The sequence below is a fragment of the Streptomyces sp. NBC_01428 genome (assembly GCF_036231965.1).
In the GTDB taxonomy this organism is placed as follows: domain Bacteria; phylum Actinomycetota; class Actinomycetes; order Streptomycetales; family Streptomycetaceae; genus Streptomyces.
Genome location: NZ_CP109499.1, coordinates 2977392 through 2995151, shown reverse-complemented (window position 1 = coordinate 2995151; position 17760 = coordinate 2977392). Strand labels below are relative to the sequence as shown.

The following is a 17760-nucleotide window of genomic DNA, read 5'->3' as shown; positions in this document are numbered from 1 at the left end:
AACTAACGCTCCTGCTGGTGAGTGGGGCTGGGGAAGCTGCCGGTCTGGCCGTTGGGAGCGGCCTGTCGACCTTGCTGAATGCCCCTACGGAGGTTGGTCAGCCGGCCGCGTACGTCATCAGGCGCACGGGAGACCTGCGGACCGCTTTGGTGCTGTTGCTGCTGTGCCGTGCCCGCGACGAGGTTGGCGCGCGGGACGCGGCGCGGCAGGCCGGAGGTGGTGACCCCGCCCGCCGACGGTTGACGGACGCGCTCTGCCTGCCGGACGAGATCGTCGTTCGGAGAGCTGCGCCACGAAGCAGAGGCCGGCGCGGCGGCGGGCCGCTGCTGCGGCGCCGAGGAACCCTGCGGCTGCTGGGGGGCAACCTGCGCGGATCCCTGGGAACCGTTGGTCTGGTGAGCGCCGTCCGCACCGGCACCGTTCGCCTGACCGTGGAACCAGTTGGTCTCCAGGGTGTCGAACAGCGGCGTGCGGCCGTCACCGGGGCCCGCGGGCGGAAGCGCCTCGGGCTCCTGCGGACGGACGGGCGGCTGCGGGGCCGCCGGCCGCTCGAACTGTCCGGTGGACGACGAGTCCTGCCGGTTGCCGTAGCCGGTTGCCGTGAACTGCCCGGTGGACGCGGGGTCCTGGGAGGCTCCGTAGCCGGGGCGGGCGAACTGTCCGGTGGACGACGGGTCCTGGGAGGCGCCGTAGCCCTGCGGGGCGAACTGGCCCGTGGAGGCTGGGTTCTGGCCGGCGGGCGAGGCGCCACCGGTGCCGTACACGTCCGGGCGGTGGTACTGCCCGGTGTTCTGGCCGCCGTTGACCTGGCCGTTGCCGCCCTGGCCGTTGGCGTTCTGCCCGCCGTTGCCCGGGCCGCCGTTGTTCAGGCCGCCGTTGTTCAGGCCGGTGTACTGCGGCGCGCCGGCGCCGGGGCGCGGGGCGTCGAAGTCGGGGCGGGCGAACTCCGAGGTGGACGCGGGGCCCTGGTGGTCCTCGATCCGCGGCATGCGGGAGGTGGCCTCGGGGTCCTCGTGGCCGCGCGGGGCGTCGAGGGAAGCGCGCGGCACGGGCGGCTGCGCGTTGTCGTCGCTCCAACTCGGCGTACGGGAAGCGTTGTTGCCGCCGGGCAGTTCGGCGCGAGCGCCACCGCGGCCCGGAAGCTGCGGCCGGCGACGGCTGCCCTTGCCGGCCTGCGGAGGCTGCGGGGCCTGCGGCGGCGTGGCGGCGGGGGCGCTGTCGCCGAAGCCGTTCTGCTGCCGGGCACCGGAGCCGTTGGAGGCGCCGAACGCGTTCTGCCGGCCACCGGAGGTGTCACCGAAGGCGTTCGCGGAGCCCGGACCGTCGCCGAAGCCCTGCTGGTTGCCGTTGCCTGCCTGGAGACCCTGTGGGGCACCCTGCGCGTTCTGTCCGAAGACGCCCGCGCCGGCACCGGCCGGAGCCGGCCTGTTCTGCTGTCCGGCACCCGGTCCCTGGGGACCGCGCGCACCACCGGGAGCACCGGGGAAACCGCCCTGGTTGCTGCCGGGCAGCGCGGCCCGCGGACCCTGGCCGGCGCCGACCTGACCGCGCTGCGGCGGGGCACCGAGGGAGCCGCCGGCGGCCGTGGGGGCCGAGGCGCCGAGCGAGGGACCGCCCTGCGAGCCGTTGCCGCGACGGGCCGCGGCCAGTCCGGCCGAGGCCTGCGCGGCGGCGGGTCCGCCACCCTGCATGCCCTGGCCGGGCTTGCCCGGAACGGGCTTTTTGCCGCCCTGGGCGACGTCGACGGGCAGCATGACCAGCGCGGTCGTACCACCGGAGTCGGACGGACGAAGCTGGATGCGGATGCCGTGGCGCTGCGACAGGCGGCCGACCACGAAGAGGCCCATGCGGCGCGAGACGGAGACGTCCACGGTGGGCGGTGCGGCGAGCCGCTCGTTGATCGCGGCCAGGTCCTCGGGGGACAGGCCGATACCGGTGTCGTGGATCTCGATCAGCACCCGGCCGTCGGGCAGGGCGTGACCGGTGACCTTGACCTTGGTCTGCGGGGAGGAGAACGAGGTGGCGTTCTCCAGAAGCTCGGCGAGCAGGTGCACGAGGTCGTTGACCACGCGGCCGGCCACTTCGGTGGTCGGCACGGAGGCCAGCTCGATGCGCTCGTACTGCTCCACCTCGGAGGCGGCGGCGCGGAGCACGTCGACCAGCGGGACCGGGCGGGTCCAGCGGCGGCCGGGCTCTTCACCGGCGAGGACGAGGAGGTTCTCGCCGTTACGGCGCATGCGGGTCGCGAGGTGGTCGAGCTTGAACAGCGAGGAGAGCTGGTCGGGGTCGGCCTCACGCGACTCCAGCTCGGATATGAGCGAGAGCTGGCGCTGGATAAGACCCTGGGAGCGGCGCGAGAGGTTGGTGAACATCGCGTTGACGTTGCCTCGCAGGAGGGCCTGCTCGGCGGCGAGGCGGACGGCCTCGCGGTGCACGTCGTCGAAGGCCGCGGCGACCTGGCCGATCTCGTCCCGGGAGTGCACACCGACGGACTCGACGGAGGTGTCGACGTCCTGCGGGTCCGACTCCGAGAGCTGCTTGACCAGCTCGGGCAGACGGTCCTGGGCGACCCGGGTCGCGGTGTCCTGCAGGCGGCGCAGCGAGCGGATCATGGACCGGGCCACCACGAAGGCGCCGACGAGCGAGACACCGAGCACCAGCAGGATCAGCGCACCCGAGATGATCGCTTCGCTCTCGGACTCGTTGCGCAGCTGACGGGCCTTCTGCTCCATCTCGCCGAGCAGCGTGGTCTCGATCGTCGACATCTTGTCGATCTTGGCGGTGTCGTCGTCGACCCAGTCCTTGTAGGACCGCTTGGCCTGCGTCTTCAGACCGTCCGGGCCCGCGAGGACACGCCGGGCGTAGGTGTCGGCCTGTTCGATGGTGGGGTTGCTGCCCTCGATGGGCTTCAGGAGCTCCGCGTAACCGTTGCCGTAGATGCTCTTGAAACTCGTCATCTCCGAAGCCTGGCTCTGCTGAGCGGAGAGCGCGTACTGCTGGTCGTTCTTGGAGAGGACTCCGAAGGTCTTCGGCTGCTCGGGCAGCGCGGCGGCGATGACGGCCCGCTGGACGGAGGCGTACTCCTTGGCGGAGGAGAAGGCCGACAGCGCGCGGGTGCGCTGGATCATCTCCGGGTTGCTGGTCGCCTCGGCCATGTCCTGCGAGAGCGCGAGGAGCTGGGTGACCAGGCGGTGGTACGCCTCGACGGTCTGTGTGGCGTTGTCCGTGTCGTTGTACGCCCCGTTGCGGATGTCGGCGAGCTTGTTCAGCTCGCCCGCGACGCCGACGAGGCTGTCGCGGACACCGGAGAGCTGGCCCTTGGCCGTCGCGTCCTCGATGTCCTGCGTGCCCTCGAGGAAGTGCTTCTTCGCGACGTCCGTCGCGTCACGCACACCCTTGACCGTGTAGTCGCTGGACGTGGCGCCGTGTGCCAGCGGGCCGGCCGAGAGGTCGCGTTCCTTCTGGAGCGCGACGGAGAGCTCGGTCGCCTGCTTGGTCATCTCGGTCAGCAGCTTCATGTTGTCGAGCTGCTGGATGTCGTCCATCGACTGGTTGATGCGCAGCGCGCCCAGCGAGGTCGCGGCGACCACGGGGAGTGCGAGCAGTGAGACCAGTCGCGTCGAGATGCGCCAGTTGCGCAGGGCGACGCGCGGGCCGGGGCCCGGGTTGCCCGGCGGCGTGGCGGCCGTCGTGGTGGTGGGAGCCTTCGGCTTCGCGCCGGAGCGAGCGGACTGATCACCGCTGCCGCCGACCTCTGCCGGTCCCGGGTTCTGGGCGTGCTGGGGCGAGGAACCGCGGTCGGTCCCGCCGCGCGGCTCCGGCTCCGCCGAAGCGCTGCCATCCCTCTTGAAACGTCCCTGCACTAGCGTCGCAACCTCTGGACCAGGCGCCCCTCCGCGCGAACGGCGGGACGGTGTCGGCGTCGTACAAAGGCGCAGATGCGCCTCATGGTGTGGTCGTGAGTGACCGGCGCAGGCTCCCCTTTCCCGCCGCCACTCGGCGCTGCGTTGCGCCCCTGCGCGCCGGTTCGTATCCCGCGGCGGTCCGTGGAATTCCAGCACAGTGCAGGATCTCCAACAAGGGCCGAGTACCAGGCTGTGACCTCCGTGACAGCTTGTGAGGGCCGCGTCACGAGATGTGCAATGCGATCTCGTACATACCGGGCGTATGCCTACGAGCCATGGACCCCCACCTCCTGTCCCAGTCGCCATGATCAGGAGCGGAATGACTGCTTCAGTGGAGCAATGTCCGTTTGGTCGCCCGGAGTTGGGGGTCTCAATTGACCGCTTTGCCCCCGGGTGAGTGAGCAAACTCACACTACGATCATGGCGTCTTCACGGCTTCGCCCGGGAATTGCATGTTTAGCCTGACGCTTTACAGGGATGGCGAATCCGACAACCCGCGCCTATACGGGGCTCTTCGCCCCCGGCGCCCAGGACGACGAGGTCGAGTACAACGGTGAAGACGACGATGATGTTCCGCAACATTGCCAACCCGCGACGCACCACGCTGGCGCACCTCGACGACGCCGGCGCCCTCGGGACCGCGGAGCTGCCGGAGCACTCGCTCGACCTTCCGGGCCAGACCGCCAACCCCCGCCGCACCATCCTCATGGAGGTCCCGGTCTCCGCGACCGCCGCCGAGTGAACCGGCCGGCCGGCGGCCACGGCCACCGCCCCGGCGGGCATACGCGAAGTCCGCACCCCTTGCCGCGTTAGCCTGGAGCGTCAGACTCCAGCCAGCTCAGTGAGGGGCGCAAGGATCCCGTGCGCATCGCCAGATTCTCCATCGACGGCAACGTCGCTTTCGGCGCGGTCGAGGGCGACAAGCCGGACGAGCTCGTCCTCGACATCATCAAGGGCATCCCGTTCGCGGACTTCGAGCTCTCCGGTACGAAGGTCCCGCTGAACAAGGTGCGCCTGCTGCCGCCGGTGCTCCCCAACAAGGTCGTGGCCTTCGGCCGCAACTACGCGGAGCACGCCAGGGAACTCGGCAACGAGGTGCCGGACGCCCCGTTCGCCTTCTTCAAGCCGTCGACCTCGGTGATCGGCTCCGGCGACCCGATCCAGTACCCCTCCTTCACCAGCGACCTCCACCACGAGGCGGAGCTCGCCGTGGTGATCGGCCGCATGTGCCGTGAGGTCCCGCGCGAGCGCGTCAAGGACGTCATCCTCGGCTACACCTGCGCCAACGACATCACCGCGCGCGACGTCCAGAAGCGCGAGAAGCAGTGGGCGCGGGCCAAGGGCTTCGACAGCTCCTGCCCGCTCGGCCCCTGGGTGGAGACGGACCTGGACCCCGCCGACCTCACCATCCAGTGCACGGTCAACGGCCAGCAGCGGCAGCTCGGCCGCACCAGCGAGATGATCCACTCCGTCGAGGACCTGATCGTCAACATCACCGAGGCCATGACGCTGCTCCCGGGAGACGTCATCCTCACCGGCACCCCGGCCGGGGTCGGCCCCCTGAACGTCGGCGACGAGGTCGCCGTCACCATCGAAGGCATCGGCACTCTCACCAACAAGGTGATCAAGCGTGGCTAACGTCCGTGTACGTTTCTGTCCCTCCCCGACCGGCAACCCCCACGTCGGGCTGGTCCGCACCGCCCTGTTCAACTGGGCGTTCGCCCGGCACAACGAGGGCACCCTGGTCTTCCGCATCGAGGACACCGACGCGGCCCGCGACTCCGAGGAGTCGTACGACCAGCTCCTCGACTCGATGCGCTGGCTCGGCTTCGACTGGGACGAGGGCCCGGAGATCGGCGGCCCGCACGCGCCGTACCGCCAGTCGCAGCGCATGGACATCTACCAGGACGTCGCCGCCAAGCTGCTGGAGGCGGGGCACGCCTACCCCTGCTACTGCTCGACCGAGGAGCTGGACGCCCGCCGCGACGCCGCCCGCGCCGCCGGCAAGCCCTCCGGCTACGACGGCCACTGCCGCGACCTCTCCGCCGAGCAGAAGGCCGCCTACGAGGCCGAGGGCCGCAAGCCCGTCGTCCGCTTCCGGATGCCCGACGAGGCGATCACCTTCGACGACCTGGTGCGCGGCGAGATCACGTACCTCCCGGAGAACGTCCCGGACTTCGGCATCGTCCGGGCCAACGGCGCGCCGCTGTACACGCTGGTCAACCCGGTCGACGACGCCCTGATGGAGATCACCCACGTCCTGCGCGGCGAGGACCTGCTCTCCTCCACCCCCCGGCAGATCGCCCTCTACAAGGCGCTGACCGAGCTGGGCATCGCCAAGAGCACCCCGGCCTTCGGCCACCTCCCCTACGTCATGGGGGAGGGCAACAAGAAGCTCTCCAAGCGCGACCCGGAGTCCTCGCTCAACCTCTACCGGGAGCGCGGGTTCCTCCCCGAGGGCCTGCTGAACTACCTCTCCCTGCTGGGCTGGTCGCTCGCCGCCGACCGCGACATCTTCTCCATCGAGGAGATGGTCGCCGCGTTCGACGTCACGGACGTGAACCCGAACCCGGCGCGCTTCGACCTGAAGAAGTGCGAGGCGATCAACGCCGACCACATCCGGCTGCTCGACGTGAAGGACTTCACCGAGCGCTGCGCCCCCTGGCTGCGTGCCCCCTTCGCCCCCTGGGCGCCGGAGGACTTCGACGACGCCAAGTGGCAGGCGATCGCCCCGCACGCCCAGTCGCGGATGAAGGTCCTCTCCGAGATCACGGACAACGTCGACTTCCTGTTCCTGCCGGAGCCGGTCTTCGACGAGGCCTCCTGGACGAAGGCCATGAAGGAGGGCAGCGACGCCCTGCTCCGCACGGCCCGCGAGAAGCTCGACGCCGCCGACTGGTCGTCCCCGGAGTCCCTCAAGGAGGCCGTCCTGGCCGCCGGTGAGGAGCACGGCCTCAAGCTCGGCAAGGCGCAGGCCCCGGTCCGCGTCGCCGTCACCGGCCGCACGGTCGGCCTGCCGCTCTTCGAGTCCCTGGAGATCCTGGGCAAGGAGACGACGCTGGCCCGCGTCGACGCCGCCCTGGCACGGCTCTCCGCATAGCCGCAGAGCAGAGCGCAGGGGGCGGTGTCCGTTTCGGGCACCGCCCCTTCGCCGTGCACCGGCACCCCGCGACCGGCGAGCGACAGCCGGCGGGCCGCGGCGATACGGTCGTCCCATGAGCATCGACGCGGTGGTCTGGGACATCGACGACACGATCTTCGACTACACGGCCGCGGACCGGGCCGGCATGCGCGGTCACCTGGCGGCGGAGGGCCTGCTCGACGGATACACGTCCGTCGAGCAGGCCCTCGCGCGCTGGCGGGAGATCACCGACGCGCAGTGGGCACGGTTCTCGGCGGGCGAGACGGACTGGCAGGGCCAGCGTCGCGACCGCGTCCGGGTGTTCCTGGGGGAGCGGCTGAGCGACGCCGACGCCGACGCGTGGTTCGACCGCTACGTCACGCACTACGAGTCCGCCTGGGCCCTCTTCCCCGACGTCCTGCCCGTCCTCGACAGCCTCGTCGGCAGTCACCGGCACGCGGTCCTGTCCAACTCCAGCCTCCTCGTGCAGGACCGCAAGCTGCGCGTCCTCGGGGTGCACGACCGGTTCGAGTCGATCCTGTGCGCGGCGGAACTCGGCGTCTCCAAGCCGGCCGCGGCGGCCTTCCACGCGGCCTGCGACGCCCTGCGGCTGCCACCGCACCGCGTGGCCTACGTCGGCGACCACCCGGAGATCGACGGGCGCGGAGCAGCCGAGGCGGGACTGCTCTCCGTGTGGATCGACCGTGACGGCGCACACATCGCGGCAGACGGTCCGCCGACGGGCCCGCACCGCATCGCCTCGCTGGCCGAACTCCCTTCGCTGCTCGGCGCCGATACCCGTTTTGGAGCGTCGTCCACCTTCGGGTAATGTTCTTCCTGCGCCGCCGAGAACGGGCCGAAAGGCCGGAGCTCGGAGGCGTTAGCTAAGACAAGATCCCGGAGGGGATGGCGTCTCAGTGGCCTATGGTGTAATTGGCAGCACGACGGTTTCTGGTTCCGTTAGTCTAGGTTCGAGTCCTGGTAGGCCAGCTCGCAGAGCTCATCTGCACACGCGGAGACCAGCTCCGCAAAGCCCCCGTTGTGTAGCGGCCTAGCACGCTGCCCTCTCACGGCAGTAGCGCCGGTTCGAATCCGGTCGGGGGTACAGATCCTTCCCAGGGGGACAGTCCGGGTCGCACCCGCTGCCTCTCATGCAGGATCGCTAGGGCCCCCGTTGTGTAGCGGCCTAGCACGCTGCCCTCTCACGGCAGTAGCGCCGGTTCGAATCCGGTCGGGGGTACTGGTCTAAACCACCATGGGCTATGGTGTAATTGGCAACACTACGGTTTCTGGTACCGTCATTCTAGGTTCGAGTCCTGGTAGCCCAGCTCGGTTCTGCGGAAACGCACGATCCAAGGCCCCCGTTGTGTAGCGGCCTAGCACGCCGCCCTCTCAAGGCGGTAGCGCCGGTTCGAATCCGGTCGGGGGTACGTGGTCCGCAAGGGTCTCCACTTCGGTGGGGGCCCTTTCGGCATTCCAGGACTCCTCGGCGTTCCCCGGCAGTTCTCCTACAGCGACGCGAAGTCGGCTTCGGACGGCGCCAGTTCGGCGTTCCGGGGCGGGCCTGCCGCGGCGTTGGGGCCGGCCCGTCCCGGAACGTGCGGAACAAGGGGGAGTGGGACGTCGGATCAGCCGGTGCGGCGCAGGGCCTCGGAGAGCCGGCCGGCGGCGTCGATGACCGCCTGCGCGTGCATCCGGCCCGGGTGACGGGACAGGCGCTCGATCGGGCCGGAGACCGAGACGGCCGCCACCACGCGGTTCGAGGGACCCCGGACCGGCGCGGAGACGGACGCGACACCCGGCTCCCGCTCGCCGATCGACTGGGCCCAGCCCCGGCGCCGTACTCCCGACAGGGCGGTCGCGGTGAAGCGGGCGCCCTGGAGGCCGCGGTGCAGTCGCTCCGGCTCCTCCCACGCCATCAGGATCTGCGCGGACGAACCGGCCTTCATAGTGAGGGTGGAGCCCACCGGCACGGTGTCCCGCAGACCCGACAGGCGCTCGGCCGCGGCGACGCAGATGCGCATGTCGCCCTGGCGGCGGTAGAGCTGGGCGCTCTCGCCGGTGATGTCCCGCAGATGCGTGAGCACCGGGCCCGCCGTCGCGAGGAGGCGGTCCTCGCCGGCGGCCGCGGCCAGCTCGGCGAGGCGGGGGCCGAGGATGAACCGGCCCTGCATGTCACGCGCCACCATGCGGTGGTGCTCAAGTGCCACGGCGAGCCGATGTGCCGTGGGTCGTGCCAGTCCGGTCGCCGCGACCAGGCCCGCGAGGGTGGCCGGACCGGACTCCAGAGCGCTCAGGACAAGGGCTGCCTTGTCCAGAACGCCGACGCCGCTACTGTTGTCCATGAAACGATACTCGCGTCTCACTCTGTGAAACGCAAGTTCAATTTCCGGTGGAACGCGCCACCCTTGTAGACACAGCGGCCCGCGGACCAACGGGCCCGGCGGACGACGTCCGGACGAGGGGTACGAACGTCTGCCGCCTCGGAAATCTCTAGTTGGGCCGGCGCCACACAGGCCGGCCGGAGGGAAAGCGATGGGTAGGACACTCGCGGAGAAGGTCTGGGACGACCATGTCGTCCGGCGCGCCGAGGGCGAGCCCGACCTCCTCTTCATCGATCTGCACCTGCTGCACGAGGTGACCAGCCCGCAGGCCTTCGACGGTCTCCGTCAGGCCGGGCGCCCGGTGCGGCGGCTCGACCTCACCATCGCCACCGAGGATCACAACACCCCGACCCTCGACATCGACAAGCCCATCGCGGACCCGGTCTCCCGGGTCCAGCTGGAGACACTGCGCAAGAACGCGGCCGAGTTCGGTGTGCGCCTGCACTCCCTGGGCGACGTCGAGCAGGGTGTGGTCCACGTGGTGGGCCCCCAGCTCGGCCTGACCCAGCCCGGCACCACGGTCGTCTGCGGCGACTCGCACACCTCCACGCACGGAGCCTTCGGCGCCCTGGCGTTCGGCATCGGCACCTCGCAGGTCGAGCACGTGCTGGCCACCCAGACGCTGCCGCTGGCGCGCCCGAAGACCATGGCCATCACGATCGACGGCGAACTGCCCGACGGCGTCACCGCCAAGGACCTCATCCTGGCGATCATCGCCCGGATCGGCACCGGCGGCGGCCAGGGCTACATCCTGGAGTACCGCGGCTCCGCCATCGAGAAGCTGTCGATGGAAGCCCGCATGACCATCTGCAACATGTCGATCGAGGCCGGCGCCCGGGCGGGCATGATCGCCCCCGACGCGACCACCTTCGCCTACCTCCAGGGCCGCGCCCACGCCCCCGAGGGCGAGGACTGGGACGCCGCCGTCGCGTACTGGAAGACCCTCAAGTCCGACGACGACGCCGTCTTCGACGCGGAGGTCGTCATCGACGCCGCCTCCCTGGCGCCGTTCGTCACCTGGGGCACCAACCCCGGCCAGGGCGCGCCGCTTTCGGCAGCCGTCCCCGACCCGGCTTCGTACGAAGACGCTTCGGAGCGCCTCGCCGCCGAAAAGGCCCTGGAATACATGGGGTTGACCGCCGGACAGCCGCTGCGGGACATCAAGGTCGACACCGTCTTCGTAGGTTCCTGCACCAACGGCCGTATCGAGGACCTGCGGGCCGCGGCCTCGATCGTCGAGGGCCGCAAAGTCGCCGACGGCGTACGGATGCTGGTCGTCCCCGGCTCCGCGCGGGTCGGTCTCCAGGCCGTCTCCGAGGGCCTGGACGTGGTCTTCAAGGAGGCCGGCGCCGAATGGCGGCACGCGGGCTGCTCGATGTGTCTCGGCATGAACCCGGACCAGCTGGCCCCCGGTGAGCGCTCCGCGTCCACCTCGAACCGCAACTTCGAGGGCAGGCAGGGCAAGGGCGGTCGTACGCACCTCGTGTCGCCGCAGGTGGCGGCCGCCACCGCGGTCCTCGGCCACCTCGCCTCCCCGGCCGACCTGTCCGACGCCCCCGTGCCCGCTGGAGTCTGAGAGTCATGGAAGCATTCACCAAGCACACCGGCCGGGCCGTCCCGCTGCGCCGCAGCAACGTCGACACCGACCAGATCATCCCCGCCCACTGGCTCAAGAAGGTGACCAGGGACGGCTTCGAGGACGGTCTCTTCGAGGCCTGGCGCAAGGACCCGTCCTTCGTCCTCAACCAGCCCGAGCGCAAGGGCGCCACGGTCCTGGTCGCGGGCCCCGACTTCGGTACCGGCTCCTCCCGTGAGCACGCCGTCTGGGCCCTGCAGAACTACGGTTTCAAGACCGTCGTCTCGTCCCGGTTCGCGGACATCTTCCGGGGCAACTCGCTCAAGAACGGCCTGCTCACCGTGGTTCTGGAGCAGAAGACCGTGGACGCGCTCCAGGAACTGGTGGAGAAGGACCCGCAGGCCGAGATCACCGTCGACCTGGAGGCCCGCGAGGTGCGCGCCGAGGGCATCACCGCCGCCTTCGAGCTCGACGAGAACGCCCGCTGGCGGCTGCTGAACGGGCTGGACGACATCTCCATCACCCTCCAGAACGAGGGCGACATCGCGACGTACGAGGCCAAGCGGCCCTCGCACAAGCCGAAGACGCTCCAGGTCTGACCCGAGGGCCGTTCCGCGGCCGGGGCAAGACTGATTTCAGCCACCCGCAACACCCCTCTGTACCCCCAATCGTGGACGGTTGGGGGTACAGCTGTATCCACCTCCGAAGGCCCCTCGTTCACCCCCGTTACACCTGTCAACTCCCCTAGTTACAAGGGAGTTTGGCTGGGTACGCGCACTGTGGCACAGCTTCCGGCCGACGTCGCCAGGAGGCCCTCGGGAGGCGGCAGTTACCCCCTGCGCAGGCGACAACTCGCCCCAGATGGCACAATCTGTGCATGGAACGCGACGGCCAACTCGAGCTCTACACGGCAGTCGCCGCCCAACTCAAGGAAGCGCACACAAGAGTGCGCGCACTGCAAGTCCCGGAGGGCGTACGGATGGCGCTGGCCCGGAAGCTGCTGGTCATTACGGCCGCGGCCAAGCACGATCTCGCCGATGCGACAAGGCGTCTGGAGCGGTTCACCAACGACCTCGACGAGGGCCGATTCCCCGAAGAGGAACGCTGAGGAACTCCGCTGCGGCCCGAGTTCGTTGCGGCACAAGGGTGATTAGCCCGTTTCGTGTTTGATTTGCGGTATATATCTGCCTAACGTGCGAAAAAGCTTGAACGCATTCGTTCGGGCAATGTCTCCGAAGGGGAAGACGTGAACAAGGCGCAGCTCGTAGAAGCGATTGCCGACAAGGTCGGTGGCCGCCAGCAGGCCGCCGACGCGGTCGACGCGGTACTGGACGCGGTCGTCCGTGCGGTCGTCGGCGGGGACCGGGTCTCGGTCACCGGCTTCGGTTCCTTCGAGAAGGTCGACCGTCCGGCTCGTTACGCCCGCAACCCGCAGACGGGTGAGCGCGTCCGGGTCAAGAAGACCTCGGTGCCGCGCTTCCGCGCGGGTCAGGGCTTCAAGGACCTGGTGAGCGGCTCGAAGAAGCTCCCGAAGAACGACGTCGCGGTCAAGAAGGCCCCGAAGGGCAGCCTGTCCGGCGGCGCTTCGGCGACAGTGAAGAAGGCCGCGGCCAAGAAGGCCACCACGGCCAAGAAGGCGGCGACCGCCCGCAAGGCCGCCACCGCCAAGAAGACGACCGCGAAGAAGACCACCGCGGCCGCGAAGAAGACCACGGCGACGGCGAAGAAGGCCACCGCCAAGAAGACCACGGCCACCGCCAAGAAGGCCGCGGTGAAGAAGACCACCACCGCCAAGAAGGCGACGGCCAAGAAGGCCCCGGCGAAGAAGGCGACGGCCAAGAAGGCCCCCGCCAAGAAGTCGACGGCGCGCAAGACCACCGCCAAGAAGGCCACCGCCCGCTAGAAGCAGGGCGCTGGGGTACCTCACGCGCCGGGCCGGGCTCCCCTCGGGAGCCCGGCCCGCGGCGTTCTCAGAACGTCTGCAGGGTGATCAGCGTGATCCGGCGCCGCTCGCCCTCGCCCTCCGTCTCGATCCGCACGCGCTGCCCGGGCCGCAGCAGCCGCAGGCCGCCGGCGTCGAACGCCGCCCCGTCGAAGGGCACCGGAGTGCCGTCGTCGAGCAGCACCTGTCCGCTGCGGGTCTCGGGGTCGTACGTGTACGAGGTCGCCTGCATGGGGGCAGCCTACTGACCCCGGTCGGCGCTCCCGCCGGCCGCGCGGGACGCGGTGAACCCCTCTGGATCCGCTGGATCGGCCGAAGTCCGCGCCGTCGCCCGCGCGGTCCGCCGGTGCGGAGAACCCCGGCCGGCCCAACGCCGCGGAACGAACCCGTCGCCCTGCCGGCACCCCCGGGCCGCCGGAACACCCGCCCGGTGCGGGCGGATCCCGCCTACTGCTCCGGAATCAGCAGCCGGGCGGCCGCCGCGAGCGTGCGCGGCCCCACCCCGAGCGTCAGCGCCGCCCGCAGATCGTCCCCGGTGTCCACGTCCTGCCGTACGGAATCCACGGCGTCGAGACGGAGTTCCACGGCGCCCGACGCGCGGTGGCGAGCCCGGGAATCGGTGCCGAAAGCGGGGAGCAATTCGTGACCGGGCGAAGCGGCCAGGAGTGTCGTCCCGATTGCGGCCGCATCGGGCAGGAATGCGCGGGGGAATTCAGCGGCCGCGTGCAGTACCCGCGCCAATTCCGGCGGGCGCAGCGCGGGCAGATCGGCATTCAGGGCCGCGACGGCACTTCCGGGGTCCCGGGACCGTACGACCCCCGCTCCGTGTGCCAGTGCCGCGTTCAGGCCGCCCCCCGGCTCGTCCGCGACGACGCGCGCGCCCAGCGCGGCCAGCTCCCGTCCGGCCAGCGGGTCGCCCGTGACGACCGCCACATCCCCGACCGCCTCGCAGGCCAGCACGGCCGCCACGGTGTCCTGCGCGAACGCCAGGGCGAGGGCCGGGCGCAGTCCCGCGGAGGCCGTGTCCGCAAGCCTGCTCTTGGCCCGCGCCAAGGGCTTGAGGGGAATGACCACAGTCCACCGCACGAGCACTCCGCCCTCTCTCGTCACGCCTTATTGTGACCCGCCGGCCCTGGCGGTCCGGACGCCGGGGCGTACGGTGTTCTCGACAGACAGACGGCCTGGGGCGACACTTGTGCGGCCCCCCAGGCCCTAGAGGAAGGTGTCCGCGTGCCCCGCCGCAGAATCGGCTTCTGGTACCGCTTCGCAGCGGTTCTCTGCAAACCGCCGCTGGTACTTCTGATCAAGCGGGACTGGCGCGGAATGGAGAACATTCCGGCCGAGGGCGGATTTATCACCGCGGTGAACCACAATTCGCATGTGGACCCCTTCGCGTACGCGCACTATCAGTACAACACGGGGCGTGTTCCGCGCTTCCTGGCGAAGGCCGGCCTTTTCCGGAAGGGATTCGTCGGCGCCGCGATGCGCGGCACCGGACAGATCCCCGTCTACCGCGAGAGCACCGACGCGCTGAGCGCCTTCCGGGCCGCCATCGACGCGGTGGAGCGCGGTGAGTGCGTCGCCTTCTACCCCGAGGGCACCCTCACCCGTGACCCCGACGGCTGGCCGATGACCGGCAAGACCGGCGCCGCCCGGGTCGCGCTGCAGACCAGGTGCCCGGTGATTCCGGTCGCCCAGTGGGGCGCCAACGAACTGCTCCCGCCCTACGCCAAGAAGCCCGACGTCCTTCCGCGCAAGACCCACCACGTGCTCGCGGGCCCGCCGGTGGACCTCACGCGCTTCTACGACAAGGAGATGACCCCGGACCTCCTGAAGGAGGCCACCGAGGTCATCATGGCCGCCGTCACCGCGCAGCTGGAGCTGATCCGCGGCGAGAAGGCGCCCGCGAAGGTGTACGACCCGCGCGAGGTGCGTATCGCGCAGCGCCGCAGGGCCGCGGCCCGGGCGAAAGCACAGCAGGAAGAGGGGCAGGGCACGTGAGCAACCCGGTCAGGGCAGCCGTCTTCGGGACCGGATCGTGGGGCACGGCCTTCGGGATGGTGCTCGCCGACGCGGGGTGCGACGTCACCCTGTGGGCACGCCGCCCCGAACTCGCCGAAGCGGTCAACTCCACGCGGATGAACCCGGACTACCTCCCGAGCATCGAACTCCCGGAGAATCTGCGGGCCACCGCCGACCCCGCCGAGGCCGCCCGCGACGCCGACTTCACCGTGCTCGCCGTGCCGTCCCAGACCCTGCGCGCCAACCTCGCCGAGTGGGTCCCGCTGCTCGCCCCCGGCACCGTGCTCGTCTCCCTGATGAAGGGCGTCGAACTCGGCACGGTGAAGCGGATGAGCGAGGTCATCGAAGAGGTGGCCAAGGTCTCCGCCGACCGCGTCGCCGTCGTCTCCGGACCCAACCTCGCCAAGGAGATCGCCCAGCGGATGCCCGCCGCGGCGGTCGTCGCCTGCCCCGACGAGTCGGTGGCGCGCCGGCTGCAGGCCGCCTGCCACACGCCGTACTTCCGCCCGTACACGATCACGGACGTCGTGGGCTGCGAACTCGGCGGCGCCGTGAAGAACGTGATCGGCCTCGCGGTCGGTATCGCCGACGGCATGGGACTCGGCGACAACGCCAAGGGCTCGCTCATCACCCGCGGTCTCGCCGAGACGACCCGCCTCGGACTCGTCATGGGCGCCGACCCGATGACGTTCTCCGGCCTCGCGGGCCTCGGGGACCTCGCCGCGACCTGCTCCTCGCCGCTCTCCCGCAACCACACGTTCGGCCTCAACCTCGGCCGGGGCATGACCCTGCAGGAGACCATCGCCATCACCCGGCAGACCGCCGAGGGCGTCAAGTCCTGCGAGTCCGTGCTGGATCTGGCACGCCGGCACGGCGTCGACATGCCCATCACGGAGACCGTGGTCGGCATCGTCCACGAGGGCAAGCCCCCCGTGGTCGCCCTCAAGGAGCTGATGTCGCGCAGCGCCAAGCCCGAACGGCGCTGAACGGGCCCCGGCGCACGGCCGGGTGGGCGACGCTCCGCGACGGCCGGAACGACGCTGAGCAACGGCCGTCGTGGGGCGCTGACTCACCCCACGACCACCGGGTACTCTCAACGCGATATGAGCACCGAGAACCTCACCCAGAGCCCTGAGCAGCCGCGTCGCAAGCCGCGTGTGGCTGTCGTCTTCGGCGGCCGCAGCTCCGAACACGGGATCTCCGTGGTCACGGCCGGCGCCGTCCTCAGCGCCATCGACCGTGCCAAGTACGACGTCCTGCCGATCGGCATCACCCAGGACGGCCGGTGGGCGCTCACCGCGGACGACCCGGAACGCATGGCGATCGTCGACCGCAAGCAGCCCAGCGTCGAGCAGCTCGCCGAGTCCACCGAGGGCGGCGTGGTGCTCCCCGTGGACCCCTCCAACCGCGAGGTCGTCTACAGCGAACCCGGCTCGGTCCCCAAGGCGCTCGGCGAGGTCGACGTCGTCTTCCCGGTGCTGCACGGCCCGTACGGCGAGGACGGCACCCTGCAGGGCCTCCTGGAGCTGTCCGGCGTCCCCTACGTCGGCTCGGGCGTGCTCGCCTCGGCCGTCGGCCAGGACAAGGACTACATGAAGCGGGTGTTCACCTCGTTCGGCCTCAAGGTGGGCCCCTACGTGGTGATCCGGCCCCGCGAGTGGCAGCAGGACGAGTCCGCCGCCCGCAAGAAGATCGTCGACTTCGCGGGTGAGCACGGCTGGCCGCTGTTCGTGAAGCCCGCGCGCGCGGGTTCCTCCTTCGGCATCACCAAGGTCGACGACCTCGCCGGTCTCGACGAGGCGATCGAGGAGGCGCAGCGGCACGACCCGAAGATCATCGTGGAGGCGCTGCTGCGCGGCCGCGAGATCGAGTGCGGTGTCCTGGAGTTCGAGGACGGGCCGCGCGCCTCGGTCCCCGCCGAGATCCCGCCGGTGCAGTCGCACGCCTTCTACGACTTCGAGGCCAAGTACATCGACTCGGCCGCCGGGATTGTGCCCGCGCCGCTGACCGAGGAGCAGACCGCCGAGATCCGCCGGCTCGCCGTCGAGGCCTTCGAGGCCGCGTCCTGCGAGGGCCTGGTCCGCGCGGACTTCTTCCTCACCGACGACGGCGAGTTCGTCATCAACGAGATCAACACGATGCCGGGCTTCACGCCGATCTCCATGTACCCGCGCATGTGGCAGGAGACGGGCGTGAGCTACGCGGAGCTGGTGGACCGCCTCGTGCAGGCGGCGCTGCGCCGCTCGACGGGGCTGCGCTGAGCCCTGCCGGTACCCGCGGTGTCAGTCGGCGATCCCCTTGGGGATCGCCTTCTTGACGGAGGCCGCCAGTCCGACGAGTACGCCGGAGACGTCGTCGCCCTTCGGCACCGTGACCTCGACGTAGGTCTTGCGCAGCGCGGTGGTGAGGCGGGTGGACCCGTCGTCCCGCTTCTCCATCAGCCAGTCGACGCCGTTCACACCGCCGCCGACCGCCTTCGGGTCGTTGCCCGAGGCCACCTTCGGGTCGGTCATCTTCGGCGGCCGTTCGACACCGCAGCGCAGTATGATCGCCGTCGCCGGGCTTCCCCAGCCCGCGGTCAGCGCGGACCGGGGCCCCGGGTCCTCACGGCTGTGGCCGTCCAACGTCCGCGGCAGCGCCTTGTCCAGGTTCCGGCACAGCTCGGCGGCCTTCTGCCCCGGGCTCGGAACCACGACGGACGCGTTGTCGTCTGCTGAGGAGCAGCCCGCGATCGCGGTCAGAACCGCGATGACGGGCAGCCCGAGGAGAGCGGCGTGCCGGTGACGGAAGAAGTTCACCGGCCAAGGGTA

16 protein-coding genes and 5 tRNA genes are annotated in these 17760 nt (G+C 70.4%); 16 read left to right on the top strand and 5 right to left on the bottom strand.

Annotated elements, in window-relative coordinates; translation table 11 throughout:
* Positions 1-2: 2 nt before the first annotated feature.
* Entirely contained in the window at positions 3-3863 is a 3861-nt protein-coding gene (locus OG406_RS12845; protein ID WP_326842262.1) for a sensor histidine kinase, read from the bottom strand.
* A gap of 595 nt (positions 3864-4458) precedes the next feature.
* Here OG406_RS12845 and OG406_RS12840 point away from each other — a divergent pair.
* The 9 genes from OG406_RS12840 to OG406_RS12800 all read left to right on the top strand — a co-directional run bounded on the left by OG406_RS12840 (position 4459) and on the right by OG406_RS12800 (position 8456).
* Complete coding sequence (locus OG406_RS12840) at positions 4459-4647, top strand: hypothetical protein (protein ID WP_164374133.1); 189 nt, start codon at positions 4459-4461, stop codon at positions 4645-4647.
* 119 nt (positions 4648-4766) lie between these two features.
* Positions 4767-5543 carry a fumarylacetoacetate hydrolase family protein gene (locus OG406_RS12835; protein WP_164374132.1) on the top strand — a complete coding sequence of 259 codons (777 nt, stop codon included), beginning with the start codon at positions 4767-4769 and terminating at the stop codon, positions 5541-5543.
* A complete protein-coding gene (gene gltX, locus OG406_RS12830) occupies positions 5536-7005 on the top strand; it encodes a glutamate--tRNA ligase (protein WP_164374131.1) in 1470 nt (489 codons plus the stop codon). The genes OG406_RS12835 and gltX overlap by 8 nt, the downstream gene beginning before the upstream one ends.
* Positions 7006-7120: 115 nt before the next feature.
* A complete protein-coding gene (locus OG406_RS12825) occupies positions 7121-7855 on the top strand; it encodes an HAD family hydrolase (protein WP_164374130.1) in 735 nt (244 codons plus the stop codon).
* Between the two features lie 89 nt (positions 7856-7944).
* Positions 7945-8016 (top strand) — tRNA-Gln (locus tag OG406_RS12820).
* Between the two features lie 42 nt (positions 8017-8058).
* Positions 8059-8131: transfer RNA gene (locus OG406_RS12815), tRNA-Glu, on the top strand.
* Between the two features lie 62 nt (positions 8132-8193).
* A tRNA-Glu gene (locus OG406_RS12810) sits at positions 8194-8266 on the top strand.
* Positions 8267-8282: 16 nt separating this feature from the next.
* Positions 8283-8354, top strand: a tRNA-Gln gene (locus tag OG406_RS12805).
* A 29-nt stretch (positions 8355-8383) separates the two neighbouring features.
* A tRNA-Glu gene (locus tag OG406_RS12800) sits at positions 8384-8456 on the top strand.
* Between the two features lie 198 nt (positions 8457-8654).
* Here the strand turns inward: OG406_RS12800 and ndgR are convergent.
* Positions 8655-9371 carry an IclR family transcriptional regulator NdgR gene (gene ndgR, locus OG406_RS12795; RefSeq protein ID WP_081219617.1) on the bottom strand — a complete coding sequence of 239 codons (717 nt, stop codon included), beginning with the start codon at positions 9369-9371 and terminating at the stop codon, positions 8655-8657.
* Positions 9372-9561: 190 nt separating this feature from the next.
* Here ndgR and leuC point away from each other — a divergent pair, with 190 nt between their 5' ends.
* The 4 genes from leuC (at position 9562) to OG406_RS12775 (ending at position 12889) form a co-directional block, all read left to right on the top strand.
* Positions 9562-10986, top strand: coding sequence for a 3-isopropylmalate dehydratase large subunit (gene leuC, locus OG406_RS12790; RefSeq protein ID WP_081219618.1), 1425 nt, complete (start codon positions 9562-9564; stop codon positions 10984-10986).
* Between the two features lie 5 nt (positions 10987-10991).
* The gene (gene leuD, locus OG406_RS12785; protein WP_164374129.1) at positions 10992-11585 is read left to right on the top strand and encodes a 3-isopropylmalate dehydratase small subunit; all 594 of its coding nucleotides are present in this window, start codon (positions 10992-10994) and stop codon (positions 11583-11585) included.
* Positions 11586-11863: 278 nt separating this feature from the next.
* Positions 11864-12094, top strand: coding sequence for a hypothetical protein (locus tag OG406_RS12780; RefSeq protein ID WP_164374128.1), 231 nt, complete (start codon positions 11864-11866; stop codon positions 12092-12094).
* Between the two features lie 138 nt (positions 12095-12232).
* The gene (locus OG406_RS12775; RefSeq protein ID WP_164374127.1) at positions 12233-12889 is read left to right on the top strand and encodes an HU family DNA-binding protein; all 657 of its coding nucleotides are present in this window, start codon (positions 12233-12235) and stop codon (positions 12887-12889) included.
* 67 nt (positions 12890-12956) lie between these two features.
* Here OG406_RS12775 and OG406_RS12770 read toward each other — a convergent pair whose 3' ends face one another.
* Positions 12957-13160, bottom strand: coding sequence for a hypothetical protein (locus OG406_RS12770; RefSeq protein ID WP_164374126.1), 204 nt, complete (start codon positions 13158-13160; stop codon positions 12957-12959).
* Between the two features lie 215 nt (positions 13161-13375).
* The gene (gene cofC / locus OG406_RS12765) at positions 13376-14014 is read right to left on the bottom strand and encodes a 2-phospho-L-lactate guanylyltransferase (protein ID WP_267048632.1); all 639 of its coding nucleotides are present in this window, start codon (positions 14012-14014) and stop codon (positions 13376-13378) included.
* 144 nt (positions 14015-14158) lie between these two features.
* Here cofC and OG406_RS12760 point away from each other — a divergent pair, with 144 nt between their 5' ends.
* The 3 genes from OG406_RS12760 to OG406_RS12750 all read left to right on the top strand — a co-directional run bounded on the left by OG406_RS12760 (position 14159) and on the right by OG406_RS12750 (position 17211).
* Entirely contained in the window at positions 14159-14929 is a 771-nt protein-coding gene (locus tag OG406_RS12760) for a lysophospholipid acyltransferase family protein (protein WP_081219623.1), read from the top strand.
* Complete coding sequence (locus tag OG406_RS12755) at positions 14926-15936, top strand: NAD(P)H-dependent glycerol-3-phosphate dehydrogenase (protein WP_329185786.1); 1011 nt, start codon at positions 14926-14928, stop codon at positions 15934-15936. Before OG406_RS12760 ends, OG406_RS12755 begins: the two co-directional genes overlap by 4 nt.
* A 117-nt stretch (positions 15937-16053) precedes the next feature.
* Positions 16054-17211 carry a D-alanine--D-alanine ligase family protein gene (locus tag OG406_RS12750; RefSeq protein ID WP_164374123.1) on the top strand — a complete coding sequence of 386 codons (1158 nt, stop codon included), beginning with the start codon at positions 16054-16056 and terminating at the stop codon, positions 17209-17211.
* 21 nt (positions 17212-17232) lie between these two features.
* Here OG406_RS12750 and OG406_RS12745 read toward each other — a convergent pair whose 3' ends face one another.
* The gene (locus OG406_RS12745; protein WP_329185785.1) at positions 17233-17748 is read right to left on the bottom strand and encodes a DUF3515 domain-containing protein; all 516 of its coding nucleotides are present in this window, start codon (positions 17746-17748) and stop codon (positions 17233-17235) included.
* Positions 17749-17760 lie beyond the last annotated feature (12 nt).